Source organism: Pseudomonas sp. AS2.8, assembly GCF_014190935.1.
Classification (GTDB): domain Bacteria; phylum Pseudomonadota; class Gammaproteobacteria; order Pseudomonadales; family Pseudomonadaceae; genus Chryseomonas.
On the sequence record NZ_JACHVV010000002.1, the window covers coordinates 893,261 to 909,624 of the forward strand.

The window sequence follows — 16,364 nt, forward strand, 5'->3', positions numbered from 1 at the left end:
CACCTCCTCCCAAACGCCCGATTTAGACCGCTTAGTCCATGTCAGGATGCTTCACCGACCGCTCTAGGACGCAACTCTTGGCCCTCCAGCAGCAGGTGGCGACGGTGGTAGGCGCGCAGACTCGGACGATGGCCGACACTGACCAAGGTCAGGCCGGGGTTTTCCGCCAGCAGGCGCTCATAGAGGGCCCGCTCGTCCGCTTCGCTGAGCGCCGAGCTGGCTTCGTCGAGAAACAGCCAGTCGGGGGCATAGAGCAGCGCCCGGGCCAGGGCGACGCGCTGCTGCTCGCCCGGCGACAGGGTACGCTCCCAATGACGGCTTTCGTCGAGGTGCTCCACCAGCTGGTCCAGGCGACAGTGCCGCAGGACTTCGGTCAGGCGCTCGTCGGTGTAGGCCTCCACCGGCTGCGGATAGGCCAGGGCTTCGCGCAGGGTACCGATGGGCAGATAGGGTTGCTGCGGCAGGAACAGCTGGCGCCCCGGCGGTACGGCGATACCGCCCTGCCCTTGCCGCCAGAGGCCGGCCAGGGCCCGCAACAGGGTGCTCTTGCCACTGCCCGAGGCGCCTTCGATCAGCAGATGTTCGCCACGGGCGATGCGCAGATCGGTGGGATGCAGCAGCAAGCGGCCGGCGGCGCCCAGGGAGAGTCCTTCCAGGATCAGGTCGCTGTCGCTGGCATGGGGCACCAGGATGTCGGTCTCCTGGCTGAATTCGGCCATGGTCTCGCGAAAGGTCAGCAGACGGTCGGAGACGGCGCGCCAGCCGGCCAGGCTGACATAGGCGTCGACGAACCAGCTGAGACTCTCCTGGACGTTGCCGAAGGCCGAGTTGATCTGCATCAGGTCGCCCAGCTGGATCTTGCCGGAGAAGTAGCGCGGTGCCGCCAGCACGAAGCCGGCGATGATGGCGATCTGGCTGTAGCCGGCGGTGAAGAAGGTCAGCCGCTTGGTGTAGTTCATCACCAGGTGGTAGTTGCCCCAGACGTAGCCGAAGCGATCCAGCAGGCGCCGGTGCTCGTTGGCTTCGCCGCGGAACAGCGCCACGCTCTCGGCCTTTTCGCGGACGCGGATCAGGCCGAAGCGCAGATCGGCTTCATAGCGTTGCTGCTGATTGTAGAGGCCGATCAGCCGCCGGCCGATCAGATGCGTCAGCCAGGTGCCGATGGTGGCGTAGATCAGCGCGGCCCAGAACATGTAGGCCGGGATGGTGATGCCGAACAGGGTGATGTCGCCGGAGATGCCGAACAGGATGACGCTGAAGGACACCAGGCTGACCACGGTACGGATGAAGCCCAGCCCCAGGCTCAGGGTGGTTTCGGCGAAGTCGCGGATGTCTTCGGTGAGGCGCTGGTCGGGGTTGTCGGCGCCGCCTTCGCGTTCCAGCTGGTAGTAGTTGCGATCGGACAGCCAGAGGCCGAAGTGCTTTTCGGTCAGCCAGCGGCGCCAGTTGATGGTCAGCGCCTGGGTCAGATAGAGCCGGTACACGGCCAGCAGGATGGCGGTGGCGGCCAGTCCGCAGAAGTACAGCATCAGCCGGATGAAGGCGGCCAGATCGCGATTCTGCAAGGCATCGTAGAAGTAGCGGTACCAGGTGTTCAGGGCCACCGACAGGCCGACCCCGGCGAGGGACAGGGCGATGACCACGGACAGCAGGAGCCAGGCCTTGCCTTTCTCTTCGCTGCGCCAGTAGGGGATGATCAGGGCCCAGACGCGGGCCAGGAAATGCCCACGGGAAGCCCCGTAGACGGAGGGCACGGGTACGGCGGATTCGGACATGCTCGGACTCTCATGGACTGCTCAACGAGACGCCTGCACAGCCTATGCCGGAAAGCCTGAACGAATTCTGACTGAAACAATGTAACAGTTTGTCGCCCACGGCGATCGTGGGCGATGAAAGCCCTCAGCGACGTACCGGACGCTTCTGCAGCTTGCGCTGCAGGGTACGGCGATGCATGCCCAGGGCACGCGCGGTCGCCGAGATGTTGCCTTCGTGCTCGGCCAGCACCCGCTGGATGTGTTCCCACTGCAGGCGATCCACCGACATGGGATTGTCCGGCACCAGGGTGTCGAGATCGGCGTGCTGGGCGAGCAGGCCGGCCAGGACATCGTCGGCATCGGCCGGCTTGCACAGGTAGTTGGTGGCGCCGCGCTTGATGGCTTCCACCGCGGTGGCGATGCTGGAATAGCCGGTGAGGATCACCACGCGCATCTCCGGATGCAGCTCCAGCAGCTGGGGCAGCAGCACCAGCCCCGAGTCGCCTTCCATCTTCAGGTCGAGCACCGCGTAGTCCGGCAGGTCTTCCTTGGCCAGCTGCAGGCCTTCCTCGGCGCTGTCGGCGATGGACACGCGCAGGCCGCGGCGATCCATGGCGCGGGCCATCACCCGGGTAAAGGTGGGATCGTCGTCGACCAGCAGGATGTGGGGCTGGTCGTCGAAACCGCTGTTGAGGTCGTCAGTCATAGAATTCTCCAGGCATTCACGCCAGGGCGTAGTGCCGCGGCAGGCGCAATTCGGTCAGGGTGCCGCCTTCTTCGTGATTGTAGAGCTTCACCGTGCCGCCGGCGCGGGTGACGCTTGCCTGGCTGAGGAACAGGCCCAGCCCGAAGCCCTTGCCCTTGGTGGTGAAGAACGGCTTGCCGAGCTGCTCGGCGATGGCCAGGGGTACCCCGGCGCCGTGATCGCGGATCGACAGGCACAGTTCGCGGGCATCCCAATGCAGACGGATGGCCAGGTTTTCCGGGCAGGCGTCGGCGGCGTTGTTGAGTAGATTCAGCAGCGCCTGGGTAAGTTCGACCGGCGGCGTCAGGCGCGGCGGCGTGCCCAGACTGACCACCTCGAAGCTGTAGGTGGCTTCCGGTCGCATCAGGTGCCAGCGATCCATGGTCGCCTCCAGCCACTCCACGGCGGTCTGCTCCTGCACCGTCTGGCGACGGTCGGCCTCGGCGGCGCGCACCAGTTGCTGCAGGGTCTGCTTGCACTGCCCGACCTGGGCCTGCAACAGCGCCAGGTCTTCGCTCAGGGTCGGCTGACCGGCGTACTCCTGTTGCAGCTCCTTGAGCAGCACGCTCATGGTGGACAGCGGCGTACTCAACTCGTGGGCGGCGCCGGCGGCCTGGGTGGCCACGGCCAGCAGTTGCTGATCGCGCATGGCCTGTTCGCGGCGCTGGGCCTGCAGGCTCTCCTGCTCGCGCAGGGCGGTGGCCATGCGCGCCACGAACAGGGTGATGACGGCGGCTGACAGGGCGAAGCTCAGCCACATGCCGTAGCTGAGCACCGCGCCATCGTTGGCCACCAGCAGATGCAGCGGCTCGTAGGAGAGCAGCATCAGCGAGAAGACCGCCAGGGTCAGGGCGGCCAGGACCAGGGTATAGAGCCAGGGCAGCGTGGCCGCGGCGATGGTCAGGGGCACCAGGTAATAGGAGGCGAAGGGGTTGGTCGGGCCGCCGGCGAAATACAGCAGGGCGCTGTGGATGGCCAGGTCGCAGCCCAGGTGCGCCGCGTACTCCTGCTCGGTGACTGGCCAGGGGCGGGTCAGTCGCAGGGCGGCGAACAGGCAGAGCACCGCCGAGACGCCCAGGGTGATGGCCAGGGCCGTCCAGGGCAGCTGGACGATGCCCGACAGCCGGGCGATCCCCACCGAGCCAGCCTGGGCGGCCAGTACCAGCACGCGGATAAGGACCAGGCGCCCGAGATTCTGGCGATTGGCGGACAACCATTGAACGGGCAAGGAGAACATGCGAGGTTCCAGGCGCAAGAAACGATCGAGACGGCAGCCCCTGGCGGGCCTGCCGGTCAGAGCAGACTTGGCATTATAGCGATGGGTATCCGCCCGCAGCCGCCGACGCGGCAAAGCGACGCACCATCCGCCGGGTCCGTGGTCACACCGCTTTCGTACTGCCACTCAGGAGAACACCATGACCCCTTCCCTACGTCCGCTCGTGCTGGGCGCCGCGCTGTTCAGCACCCTGCTCGCCACCGGCGTCCAGGCCGACGAAGCGCGCTACAACCAGATCAGCCTGAGGGCCGAGGTCAGTCGTGAGGTGCCGCGCGACCGCATGCAGGTCATGCTCTATACCGAAAGCCAGGGCCAGGATCCGGCGACCCTGGCCAGCGACACCACCAAGACCCTCAATGCCGCCCTGGAACAGGCGCGCAAGGTCGCCGGCGTGGACGTTTCCCTGGGCAATCGCAACACCTACCCGGTCTATGAAGACCAGGGCCGCGCCATCAATGCCTGGCGCGAGCGCGGCGAACTGCGCCTGGAAAGCGCCGACTTCGCCGCCCTGTCCAAGCTGACCGGCGAGCTGCTGGGCAACCTGAAGATGGGCAACCTGCAGTTCACCATCGCCGATGGCACCCGCAAGCAGCAGGAGGATGCCTTGTTCAAGGACGCCGTGGCCGCTTTCAAGGCCCGCGCCCAGCTGGCCACCGAAGCCCTGGGTGGCTCGGGCTATCGCATCGTCAACCTGGACCTGGGCACCAGTGGCGTACCCCAGCCGCTGCCGATGCTGCGCATGTCGGCGATGAAGGCCGCCAGCGACGCCGTGACCCCGGACGTTGCCCCCGGTACCACCACCGTCGAAGTGACCGCGGGCGGTACCATCGAAGTACAGATGCCCTGATCTAGTGCAGAAAAGTAACAACGCTGTTTCGGTGCGCACTTTTAGTGCGCACCGGCTTCCTGCCACCCCGCCTCGTCTTACATCTTTGCGACATCTGTTTCCTGTTTGGGTCTCTCGGGGTCAATAGCTCGCCTGAGCTATGGACATGGGCATAAGCTGTGCATGTGGGCTCATCTGTCCACAAGACATCGGCATTCTGTTTCGCAACGCCACATCGTGTTGCGCCGTCCCCGACATGAGGTCTCCATGCACAAGAACGTACTCGCTGCCCTCTTCGCTTCCGGTCTGCTGGCCGGCGCACCCCTGGCCCAGGCAACCAACTTGGTGTTCTGCTCCGAAGGTAGCCCGGCCGGTTTCGATCCGGCGCAATACACCACCGGCACCGACTTCGATGCGTCGGCGGAAACCATCTTCAACAAGCTGACCCAGTTCGAGCGCGGCGGTACCCAGGTCAAGCCGGGTCTGGCGGAGAGCTGGGACATCAGCGAAGACGGCAAGGTGTACACCTTCCACCTGCGCAAGGGCGTGAAATTCCACACCACGGACTACTTCAAGCCGACCCGCGACTTCGATGCCGATGACGTCCTCTTCACCTTCCAGCGCATGCTGGACAAGGACAATCCGTTCCGTAAGGCCTACCCCACCGAATTCCCCTACTTCACCGACATGGGCCTCGACCAGAACATCGCCAAGGTGGAAAAGGTCGACGACTACACGGTGCGCATGACCCTCAACGAAGTGGACGCCGCCTTCCTGCAGAATCTGGCGATGCCCTTCCCGTCGATCCAGTCGGCCGAATACGCCGACAAGCTGCTCAAGGCCGGCAAGGCTGCCGAGATCAACCAGAAGCCGATCGGCACCGGTCCCTTCGTCTTCAGCCGCTACCAGAAGGATGCGGTGATCCGCTACAAGGCCAACCCGGACTACTGGGACAAGGCCGAGGGCGCCAAGGTGGACAACCTGATCTTCTCCATCAACACCGATCCCTCGGTACGGATGCAGAAGCTCAAGGCCGGCGAGTGCCAGATCACCGTCTATCCGCGTCCGGCGGATCTGGACGGCCTGAAGAAGGATCCGAATCTCAAGCTGCCGTCGCAGCCGGGCTTCAACCTCGGCTACATCTCCTACAACACCCAGCACGGCGATCTGGGCAACCTCAAGGTGCGTCAGGCACTGGACATGGCCGTCAACAAGCAGGCCATCATCAACGCCGTCTACCAGGGCGCCGGCCAGGTGGCGGTCAACGCCATGCCGCCGACCCAGTGGTCCTATGACAAGTCCATCAAGGACGCGCCCTACGATCCGGAAAAGGCCAAGGCCCTGCTCAAGGAAGCCGGCTTCAAGGAAGGCACCGAATTCACCCTCTGGGCCATGCCGGTGCAGCGCCCCTACAACCCCAACGCCCGCCTGATGGCGGAAATCCTCCAGCAGGACTGGGCCAAGATCGGCGTCAAGACCAAGATCGTCAGCTACGAATGGGGCGAGTACAACAAGCGCGCCAAGGCCGGCGAGCACGACATCATGCTGATCGGCTGGAGCGGCGACAACGGCGACCCGGACAACTGGCTGGCGACCCTCTTCGGCTGCAACGCCATCGGCGGCAACAACTATTCCCGCTGGTGCTACAAGCCGTTCGACGATCTGGTGGTCAAGGCCAAGCGCGTGACCGACCAGGGCGAGCGCACCAAGCTCTACGAACAGGCCCAGCAGGTGCTCAAGCAGCAGGTGCCCATGACGCCCATCGCGCATTCCACGGTCTACATGCCGATGCGCAAGGAAGTCCAGGACTACAAGATCAGCCCCTTCGGGTTGAACGAGTTCTACGGCGTCAGCGTCAGCAAGTGAAGCCTCTTGGCCAGGGCCGGGAGCCAGCCTCCCGGCCCTGGCCGTTCATTTGACTGATGGAGTGAGACCCATGCGCCTTCCCTACGCCTACTCGTTGCTGGCGGCGAGCCTGCTCGCCTGCGCTCCGCTCGCCCAGGCGGCGAGCAACCTCGTCTATTGCTCGGAAGCCAGCCCGGCCGGTTTCGATCCGGCGCAATACACCTCGGGCACCGAATTCGATGCCTCGGCGGAAACGGTCTTCAATCGCCTGGTGCAGTTCCAGCGCGGCGGCACCACCCTGGAACCGGGCCTTGCGACCCAATGGGACGTGAGCGCGGATGGCAAGACCTATACCTTCCACCTGCGCCAGGGCGTGAAATTCCATACCACCGACTACTTCAAGCCCACCCGCGACTTCACTGCCGACGACGTGGTCTTCACCTTCCAGCGCATGCTCGACAAGGAGCAGCCGTTCCGTAAGGCCTACCCCACGGAATTCCCCTACTTCACCGACATGGGGCTGGACCAGAACATCGCCAAGGTAGCCAAGGTCGACGACCACACCGTGGTCTTCACCCTGAACAAGGTCGATGCCGCCTTTGCCGCCGACCTGGCCATGAGCTTCGCTTCCATCCAGTCGGCGGAGTACGCCGCGCAGTTGCTCAAGGCGGGCAAGCCGGAGCTGCTCAACCAGCAGCCCATCGGTACCGGCCCCTTCGTCTTCAGCCGCTACCAGAAGGATGCGGTGATCCGCTTCAAGGGCAATCAGGACTACTGGAAGCCCGAGGACGTCAAGCTCGACAATCTGATCTTCGCCATCACCCCCGACGCCGCCACCCGCCTGCAGAAGCTCAAGGCCGACGAATGCCAGGTGAGCGGCTATGCGCGCCCGGCGGATCTGGTGGAGATGAAGCAGGACGCCAACCTCAAGGTGCTGCAGCAACCGGGTTTCAACGTCGGCTTCCTCGCCTACAACGTCCAGCACCCGCCGCTGGACAAGCCCGAGGTGCGGCGTGCCCTGGACATGGCCATCAACAAGCAGGCCATCGTCGACACCGTGTTCCAGGGCGCCGGCCAGGTCGCGCAGAACGTGATCCCGCCGAACCAGTGGTCCTACGACAAGAACATCAAGGGCGCGCCCTATGACCCGACCAAGGCCCGCGCGCTGCTCAAGCAGGCGGGGATCAAGGACGGCACCGAGATCGCGCTCTGGGCCATGACCGTGCAGCGCGCTTCCAACCCCAACGCCCGCCAGTCGGCGCAGATGATCCAGCAGGATTGGGCCAAGGTCGGCATCAAGGCCAAGATCGTCAGCTACGAATGGGGCGAATACATCAAGCGCGCCAAGGCCGGCGAACACGATGTGCTGACCTATGGCTGGACCGGCGACAACGGCGATCCGGACAACTGGCTGGGCGTGCTCTACGGCTGCAGCGCCATCGGCGGCAGCAACTATGCGCGCTGGTGCGACAAGAGCTACGACGTCCTCATCCAGAAGGCCAAGACCAGCAACGATCGCGCCGAACGCACCCGTCTCTACGAGCAGGCGCAACAGCTCATTCGCCAGCAGATGCCGGTGAGCCCCATGGCCCACTCGGTGGTGTCCCAGCCCATGCGCAAAGAAGTGCAGGGCTTCAAGATCAATCCCTTCGGCGTTACCGGGTTCTATGGCGTAAGCCTCGACCGCTGACCCTGTCCGGCCCGCCTCGCGGGCCTTCACGAGGAGCCTTCCGTGTCCAAACCGCTATTCTCGCTGTCTCTCGCCGCCCTCCTCTGCCTGACGGCCAATGCCGCCCTGGCCCGGCCCCTGGTGGTCTGCACCGAGGCCAATCCGGAAGGCTTCGATCCGGGTCGCTATACCTCCGGCTATACCTTCAACGCCTCGGCTACCCCGCTGTACAACCGCCTGGTGGAATTCAAGCAGGGCACCGCCGAGCTGGAGCCGGGCCTGGCCGAAAGCTGGGAGGTCTCCCCGGATGGCCTGCAGTACACCTTCGCCCTGCGCCAGGGGGTGAAATTCCACACCACCGACTACTTCAAGCCGACGCGTGATTTCAACGCCGACGACGTGGTATTCAGCTTCGAGCGCATGCTCGACAAGAACAATCCCTGGTACAACCTCTCTCCCAGCGGCTATCCCTATGCGGCGGCCATGGAGATGGGCACCCTGATCAAGTCCATCGACAAGGTGGACGACAGCCACGTGCGCTTCACCCTCAACCAGCCCGAGGCGCCCTTCCTCGCCGACCTGGCGATGGCCTTCGGTTCGATCCTGTCCAAGGAATACGCCGACAGCCTGCTGGCCAGCAAGAAGACCGACGACATCAACCAGAAGCCCATCGGCACCGGTCCCTTCGTCTTCCAGCGCTATGCCAAGGATTCCAACACCCGCTACAAGGTCAATCCGGACTACTTCGGCAAGAAGCCGCAGATGGACGGCCTGGTGCTGGCGGTGACCCTGGATCCCAATGTGCGCATCCAGCGGGTACGCAACAACGAGTGCCAGATCGGCCTGACGGTCAAGCCGCAGGACGTGCCGATGCTCAAGCAGGACAAGAGCCTCAAGCTGGCCCAGGTGGAAAGCCAGACCACCTCCTACCTGGCGTTGAACACCAGGAACAAGGCACTGAGCGACGTGCGGGTACGCCAGGCCATCGCCATGGCCTTCGACCAGCAGAACTACCTGAAGACGGTGTTCGGCGAAGGCGGTGCCAAGGCGGCGATCAATCCCTATCCCTCGTCGCTGCTGGGCTACGCCAAGGACATCAAGCCCTGGCCCCATGACGTGGAAAAGGCCAAGGCGCTGCTCAAGGAAGCCGGCTACGCCGATGGCCTCACCCTCAAGTACTACATCAGCACCGGTAGCGGCCCCGGCGGTAGTCCGGCCCTGGTGGCCCAGCTGATCCAGGGCGACCTGGCCAAGATCGGCATCAAGGCCGAGATCACCCAGTTCGAATGGGGTGAGTTCATGAAGCGCACCAAGGCCGGCGAGCACGACCTGATGATGGCTAGCTGGACCGGCGACAACGGTGATCCGGACAACTTCCTCACCAACAACCTGAGTTGCTCGGCGGCGGAAAGCGGCGAAAACCGCTCGTTCTGGTGCGACAAGGCCTTCAACGACGCCATCGAAAAGGCCAAGCGCATCAACGACCCGGCCCAGCGTACCGCGCTCTACGAGCAGGCCCAGCAGATCTTCCACCAGCAGATGCCCTGGATTCCGCTGGCGCACCCGCTGTTCACCGATGTCCTGCAACCCAAGGTGCAGGGCTATGTGCAGAGTCCGCTGGGGGTCTACGACTTCTCCACGGTAACCCTCGACTGATCGGCAGCTGATGCCGTAAGCGACCGGGCCCGGGCGGCCCGCCCCTCGACCTTTCCCGCCTCGCGCCGTGTTTCGGCGCGACGGGTTCGGTCGTGCCGGAAAACGCCCAGATAACAGAAAAAACGACCGCTTTGGAGCACACCTGATGACCAACGTCCACCGGGGAGGCCTCGCCCTCTCCCTGCTCACCCTGGCCCTGACCGCCCACGCCCAGTCCCCGGCGCCGGAAGATCCCAGCTACGCCAACGAGGTCCAGACCCTGCCCAACGTGCAGAAGCCGGTGAAGGGCCAGGAAGGCGCCAAGGGCTTTTTCGCCGATGACAGCCTGACCCTGACCACGCGCAACTTCTTTGCCCGCGAGACCAGCTCCGATCCGATCTTCAGCTACAGCAAGAACGGCACCCGGGTGCGCACCCACTCGCGCAATACCTGGGTCCAGGCCACGGCGCTCAAGTACAGCTCCGGCTACACCCAGGGCCCGGTGGGCTTCGGCATCGACGTGGCTGGCTATCAGGCCACCAACCTGGAACGCGGCAAGGGCCAGATCGGTGGCGGCGGCAACCGCACCCTGGCCAACGCCGAGGGCGAGGGCCATGCCGAGTGGTCCAAGCTGGGCATCGCCGATGCGCGCTTCCGCGTCTCCAACACCGAGCTCAAGATCGGCCGCTTCATGCTCGACACCCCGGTGATCAGCTACAACGACAACCGGCCCTTCCCGTCCGGTTTCGACGGCTTCGCCCTGACCAGCGATGAATGGGACAACCTCTCGCTGCAGGGGGGCAGCTTTACCCGCGTGAGTCCGCGGACCGGTGCCGGCGACGAGAAGTGGACCACCGAGTACGGCACCCGCGAGGTCACCGCCGACCGCCTGAGCTTTCTCGGCGGCAACTACAAGCTGCCCCAGGGTTGGGAAGTCAGCGTCTATGGCGCCAACTTCGAAGACGTCTGGAATCAGTACTTCCTGAGCGTCACCCAGGCCGGCGGCTCGCTCGACACCTTCGCCTGGAAGGCGGTGGCCAACGCCTATCGCACCGTCGACGCCGGCAGCGCCAAGGCCGGCGACATCGACAACACCGCCTGGAGCCTGGCGTTCACCGGCAGCCACCAGGCCCACAGCCTGACCCTGGCCTACCAGCAGATCGACGGCAACGAATACTTCGACTACGCCCACGAGACCGCGGCCATCTACCTGGCCAATTCCCTGGTCTCGGACTACAACGGCCCCAACGAGAAGTCGCTGCAGATCCGCTACGAGACCGACTGGAGCTACTTCGGCGTGCCCGGCCTGAGCACTGGCGTCTGGTACGCCAAGGGCTGGGACATCGACGGCACCCACTACGACGCCGGCGCCGGCAAGTACGCCAACTATGCCGAGGTCCTGCAGCAGGATGGCGAGAAGCACCACGAGATCGGCCTGGTCACCACCTACAAGGTGCAGCAGGGCGCGCTCAAGGACAGCCGCTTCCGCCTGCTGCTGACCGATCACCGCGCCAGCCAGAACCAGGTCGACGGCAACGTCAAGGAGCTGCGCCTGGTCTCCACCCTGCCGTTCAACCTGCTGTAATGGCAGGCCCCGGCGGCTTCCACGCAGTGTCGGGCATCTGGCCGGGATCGCGTCGCGAACACCGGCGAAGCCCTGGCCGTGTCGAGGATATCGACACCCGTGGCAACGTGGTAGTCTGCCGGGTTTGGAGCGCTGGCCCAGAGCGCTCTTCGAACCTATTCGTAGGACCGAACGAGCCTGCCTCGCGCAGGCCTCGTTCGTCGCGGACCAGGACGGTCCGTGCAGGGATGAATCCGGACCCACAAGGTCTGAGAGTCAGAGCAAAAGCCTGCGGGCTTTTGCGCGGGCTTTCACTTAAAAACGCGGCCGGGCACGTACTCGCGCCGTCTTGATCAGCCTCAAGAGGAGATACCCCCTCCGATGCTCGCCTTCATCGCCCGTCGCTTCGGGCTGCTGATACCGACGTTCTTTGGCGTCACCCTGCTGACCTTCGCCCTGATCCGCCTCATCCCCGGCGATCCGGTGGAGGTCATGATGGGCGAACGCCGCGTCGATCCGCAGATGCACGCCGAAGCCATGCACCGCCTGGGCCTCGACAAGCCCCTGTACCAGCAGTATTTCGACTACATCGGCAACCTCGCCCAGGGCAACCTCGGCGAATCCCTGCGCAGTCGCGTCGGGGTCTGGGACGAATTCCTGACCCTGTTCCCGGCCACCCTGGAACTCTCGGTGGCGGCCATGCTGTTCGCCACGGTGTTCGGCGTGCTGGCCGGCATCATCGCCGCCCTCAGGCGCGGCACCACGGTGGATCACGGGGTGATGGGCGTGGCCCTGACCGGCTATTCCATGCCGATCTTCTGGTGGGGCCTGCTGCTGATCATGCTGTTCTCGGTGCAACTCGGCTGGACCCCGGTTTCCGGCCGCCTGGACCTGCTCTACGACATCCCGCCGCGCACCGGCTTCATGCTCATCGACACCCTGCTCTCCGACGAGCCCGGCGCCTTCGTCGATGCCCTCAAGCACCTGATCCTGCCGGCCATCGTGGTGGGCACCATTCCGCTGGCGGTGATCGCCCGCATGACCCGCTCGGCCATGCTCGAGGTCCTGCGCGAGGACTATGTGCGCACCGCCCGCGCCAAGGGCCTGTCGCCCAAGCGGGTGGTCTTCGTTCACGCCCTGCGCAACGCCCTGATCCCGGTGCTGACCGTGCTCGGCCTGCAGGTCGGCAGCCTGCTTTCCGGCGCGGTGCTCACCGAGACCATCTTTTCCTGGCCCGGCATCGGCAAGTGGCTGATCGAGGCCATCGGCGCCCGGGACTACCCGGTGGTGCAGAACGGCATCCTGCTGATCGCCACCCTGGTCATCCTGGTCAATTTCGTCGTGGACATCCTCTACGGCCTGGTCAATCCGCGCATCCGCCACCAGCGTTGATGCGCCCATACGGACAGAGCCTATGACAACGGTAAACACCCCGGCCGCTCAAGACCCGAGCGCCCTCTACCCCTCTCCCTTCAAGGAGTTCTGGCACGCCTTCGCCCGCAACAAGGGCGCCCTCGGCGGGCTGATCTTCATGGTCATCGTGGTGTTCTGCGCGCTCTTCGCGCCCTGGGTCGCACCCCATGCGCCCAGCGAGCAGTTCCGCGACTTCATGCTCACCCCGCCGCTGTGGCTGGACGGTGGCAACAGCCAGTTCCCGCTGGGTACCGACGAGCTGGGGCGTGACCTGCTCAGCCGACTGATCCACGGCGCCCGGCTGTCGCTGCTGATCGGCCTGGCCTCGGTGATCTTCTCGCTGATCCCCGGCATCCTGCTCGGCCTGGTGGCCGGCTTCTCGCCCAACCGCGCCGGTCCGGTGATCATGCGCCTGATGGACATCATGCTGGCGCTGCCCTCGCTGCTGCTGGCCGTGGCCATCGTCGCCATCCTCGGCCCAGGGCTGATCAACACCGTGGTGGCCATCGCCATCGTCTCGCTGCCGTCCTATGTCCGCCTGACCCGCGCCGCGGTGATGGGCGAACTGCACCGCGACTACGTTACCGCCTCGCGGCTGGCCGGCGCCGGCACCCTGCGGCTGATGTTCGTCAGCGTGCTGCCCAACTGCATGGCACCGCTGATCGTCCAGGCCACCCTGAGCTTTTCCTCGGCGATCCTCGATGCCGCCGCCCTGGGCTTCCTCGGCCTCGGCGTGCAGCCGCCCACCCCCGAGTGGGGCACCATGCTGGCCTCGGCCCGCGACTACATCGAGCGCGCCTGGTGGGTGGTGACCCTGCCGGGTCTCGCCATCCTCTTCACCGTGCTGGCCATCAACCTGATGGGCGACGGCCTGCGCGATGCCCTCGATCCGCGTCTGAAGGTGCAGTCATGAGCCTCCTCGAAATCCAGAACCTCTCGGTGCGCTTCGGCGGCACCGACGCCCCGCCGGTGGTGGAAGGCCTCGATCTCACGGTGGATCAGGGCGAGATCGTCGCCATCGTCGGCGAGTCCGGCTCCGGCAAGTCGGTGACCATGATGGCCGTGATGGGCCTGATCGATCACCCCGGCCGCATCACCGCCGACCGCCTGGCCTTCGACGGCCAGGACCTGCTCAGCCTCAAGGGTCGCCGCCGGCGGCACCTGATCGGCAAGGAGCTGTCGATGGTCTTCCAGGACCCGATGACGGCGCTCAACCCCAGCTACACCGTGGGCTTCCAGCTGGAAGAGGTGATCCGCCAGCACCTGGGCCTCAAGGGTCGCGCCGCTCGCCAGCGCGCCCTGGAATTGCTGGAAAAGGTCGAGATCCCGGCCGCGGCCAGTCGCCTCGGCGCCTATCCGCACCAGCTGTCCGGGGGCATGAGCCAGCGCGTCGCCATCGCCATGGCCATCGCCGCCGAGCCGCGCCTGCTGATCGCCGACGAACCCACCACCGCGCTGGACGTCACCATCCAGGCGCAGATCATGGAGCTGCTGGTCAATCTGCAGCGCGACGAGGGCATGGGCCTGATCCTCATCACCCACGACCTCGCCGTGGTGGCCGAGACCGCCCAGCGCGTGGTGGTGATGTACGCCGGCCAGGCGGTGGAGAAAGGCGTGGTGCCGACCCTGTTCGACGCCCCTGCGCATCCCTACACCGAAGCCCTGCTGGCGGCCATCCCCGAGCACAGCCAGACGGACCGCCTGCACACCCTGCCCGGCATCGTCCCCGGTCGCTATGACCGTCCCGCCGGCTGCCTGCTGAGCCCGCGCTGCCCCTATGTGCAGCCGCGCTGCCAGGAGCGCCCGGCGCTGGAGCCCTACGACCGCGGTGCGGTGCGCTGCTTCTTCCCGCGCAACGTCGCCCCGGGCGAGGCCCCCGCGGTGCTGCCCGAACATCAACGTCCCAGCCAGTTGCCGGAGGATCGCCATGGCGCCGTCTGAAGCCACCGTCCTCGCCCGCTCCACCGCCCCGGAGCAGGCGCCCGAGCACCTCGTGCTCGAAGCCAAGGGCCTGACCCAGCACTATCAAATCTCCCGCGGCCTGTTCAAGGACAATGCCACGGTCAAGGCGCTCAACGGCGTCTCCTTCGACCTCCAGGCCGGGCGCACCCTGGCCGTGGTGGGTGAGTCCGGCTGTGGCAAGTCCACCCTGGCCCGCGCCCTGACCCTGATCGAGCAGCCCACCGCCGGCAGCCTGGTCATCGGTGGCCAGGACGTGGCCAAGGCCGACGCCGCCCGCCGCAAGGAACTGCGCCGCGAGGTGCAGATGGTGTTCCAGAATCCCTACGCCTCGCTCAATCCGCGGCGCAAGATCGGCGACCAGCTGGCCGAGCCGCTGCAGATCAACACCAGCCTGTCGCGCACCGAAAGGCGCGAGAAGGTGCAGGCGATGATGCAGCAGGTGGGTTTGCGGCCCGAGCACTACCAGCGCTATCCGCACATGTTCTCCGGCGGCCAGCGCCAGCGCATCGCCGTGGCCCGTGCCATGATGCTGCAGCCCACGGTGCTGGTGGCGGACGAGCCGACCTCGGCGCTGGACGTGTCCATCCAGGCGCAGGTGCTCAACCTGTTCATGGATCTGCAGCAGCAGTACCGCACCGCCTATGTATTCATCTCCCACAACCTCTCGGTGGTGCGCCACATCGCCGACGAGGTGATGGTGATGTACCTCGGCTGCATCGTCGAAAAGACCAGTCGCGACCTGCTGTTCGAGCGGCCCCTGCATCCCTATACCCAGATGCTGCTGTCGGCCACCCCGAGTCTGCACCCGGATCCGAGCAAGCCGCGCATTCGCATCCAGGGCGAACTGCCCAACCCGCTGGATCCGCCACCCGGTTGCGTCTTCCACCGTCGTTGCCCCTATGCGACGGAGAAGTGCAAGACCGAGGTCCCGGCGCTGCGCAACGTGGAAGCCCGCCAGGTGGCCTGCCACTATGCGGAGAACTTTCTCTAGGCCATCGGGACCGTTGGGCTTCGCTGGCGCTCAACCCAACCTACGTCGCCCCTGTAGGTTGGGTTGAGACGGCTCCATCGTCGAAGCCCAACATCTTTGGCCTGGCCTATGGTGTTGGGCTTCGCTGGCGCTCAATCCAACCTACGGTAGTCCCGTAGGTTGGGTTGAGACGGCTCCAGCGTCGAAGCCCGACACACCCCTGCCCCGCTACAGGCTGCCTCCCCATGCACATCCGCCCTTTCCAGCCCGCCGACACCGAGGCCGTGGTCAGCCTCTGGCAGGCCTGCGGCCTGACCCGCCCCTGGAACGATCCCTACCGCGACATCCAGCGCAAGCTCGCCGAGCAACCCGAGTTGTTCCTGGTGGGCGAAGCGGACGGCACCCTCATGGCCAGCGCCATGGTCGGCACCGATGGCCATCGCGGCTGGCTCTACTACCTGGCGGTGGCCCCCGCGCACCAGCGCCGCGGCCATGCCCGGCGATTGGTGGAGACCGCCGAACACCTGCTGACCGAACGCGGCTGCCCCAAGTTGCAGCTCATGGTGCGCCGGGACAATACGGCGATCCTCGGCTTCTATGCGGCCTTGGGTTATGTGGAGGCCGAGGTCGTCACCCTGGGCAAGCGGCTGATCGCCGACGAGTAGGCGGCTTCCTGCTTGCCAATGTTGGGCTTCGCTGGCGCTC

At 65.6% G+C, this 16,364-nt stretch carries 13 protein-coding genes; 10 read left to right on the forward strand and 3 right to left on the reverse strand.

From position 1 onward, the window contains the following. Positions 1 to 41: 41 nt before the first annotated feature. The 3 genes from FHR73_RS11100 to FHR73_RS11110 form a co-directional block, all read right to left on the reverse strand. Complete coding sequence (locus FHR73_RS11100) at positions 42 to 1,775, reverse strand: ABC transporter ATP-binding protein/permease (RefSeq protein ID WP_183631108.1); 1,734 nt, start codon at positions 1,773 to 1,775, stop codon at positions 42 to 44. A 124-nt stretch (positions 1,776 to 1,899) separates the two neighbouring features. After that, complete coding sequence (locus tag FHR73_RS11105) at positions 1,900 to 2,460, reverse strand: response regulator transcription factor (RefSeq protein WP_183631110.1); 561 nt, start codon at positions 2,458 to 2,460, stop codon at positions 1,900 to 1,902. A gap of 16 nt (positions 2,461 to 2,476) precedes the next feature. After that, positions 2,477 to 3,736: an ATP-binding protein gene (locus FHR73_RS11110; protein ID WP_183631112.1), complete on the reverse strand. Its 1,260-nt coding sequence runs from the start codon at positions 3,734 to 3,736 to the stop codon at positions 2,477 to 2,479. A gap of 178 nt (positions 3,737 to 3,914) precedes the next feature. Between FHR73_RS11110 and FHR73_RS11115 the strand changes: the two genes are divergently transcribed. The 10 genes from FHR73_RS11115 (at position 3,915) to FHR73_RS11160 (ending at position 16,324) form a co-directional block, all read left to right on the forward strand. After that, a complete protein-coding gene (locus FHR73_RS11115) occupies positions 3,915 to 4,622 on the forward strand; it encodes an SIMPL domain-containing protein (RefSeq protein ID WP_183631114.1) in 708 nt (235 codons plus the stop codon). A gap of 246 nt (positions 4,623 to 4,868) precedes the next feature. Continuing rightward, on the forward strand, positions 4,869 to 6,467 hold the full coding sequence (locus FHR73_RS11120) for an ABC transporter substrate-binding protein (RefSeq protein ID WP_183631116.1): 1,599 nt from the start codon (positions 4,869 to 4,871) through the stop codon (positions 6,465 to 6,467). A 70-nt stretch (positions 6,468 to 6,537) separates the two neighbouring features. Then, on the forward strand, positions 6,538 to 8,136 hold the full coding sequence (locus FHR73_RS11125) for an ABC transporter substrate-binding protein (RefSeq protein ID WP_183631118.1): 1,599 nt from the start codon (positions 6,538 to 6,540) through the stop codon (positions 8,134 to 8,136). A 42-nt stretch (positions 8,137 to 8,178) separates the two neighbouring features. Then, on the forward strand, positions 8,179 to 9,771 hold the full coding sequence (locus FHR73_RS11130) for an ABC transporter substrate-binding protein (RefSeq protein WP_183631120.1): 1,593 nt from the start codon (positions 8,179 to 8,181) through the stop codon (positions 9,769 to 9,771). A 145-nt stretch (positions 9,772 to 9,916) separates the two neighbouring features. Further along, entirely contained in the window at positions 9,917 to 11,335 is a 1,419-nt protein-coding gene (locus FHR73_RS11135; RefSeq protein ID WP_183631122.1) for an OprD family outer membrane porin, read from the forward strand. Positions 11,336 to 11,695: 360 nt separating this feature from the next. Continuing rightward, entirely contained in the window at positions 11,696 to 12,706 is a 1,011-nt protein-coding gene (locus FHR73_RS11140) for an ABC transporter permease subunit (protein ID WP_183631124.1), read from the forward strand. 22 nt (positions 12,707 to 12,728) lie between these two features. Beyond that, positions 12,729 to 13,640, forward strand: coding sequence for an ABC transporter permease subunit (locus tag FHR73_RS11145; protein WP_183631126.1), 912 nt, complete (start codon positions 12,729 to 12,731; stop codon positions 13,638 to 13,640). Then, a complete protein-coding gene (locus FHR73_RS11150; protein ID WP_133859868.1) occupies positions 13,637 to 14,668 on the forward strand; it encodes an ABC transporter ATP-binding protein in 1,032 nt (343 codons plus the stop codon). Before FHR73_RS11145 ends, FHR73_RS11150 begins: the two co-directional genes overlap by 4 nt. Further along, on the forward strand, positions 14,655 to 15,680 hold the full coding sequence (locus FHR73_RS11155; RefSeq protein WP_183631128.1) for a peptide ABC transporter ATP-binding protein: 1,026 nt from the start codon (positions 14,655 to 14,657) through the stop codon (positions 15,678 to 15,680). The genes FHR73_RS11150 and FHR73_RS11155 overlap by 14 nt, the downstream gene beginning before the upstream one ends. A 224-nt stretch (positions 15,681 to 15,904) precedes the next feature. Beyond that, positions 15,905 to 16,324 carry a GNAT family acetyltransferase gene (locus FHR73_RS11160; protein ID WP_183631130.1) on the forward strand — a complete coding sequence of 140 codons (420 nt, stop codon included), beginning with the start codon at positions 15,905 to 15,907 and terminating at the stop codon, positions 16,322 to 16,324. Positions 16,325 to 16,364: the final 40 nt, after the last annotated feature.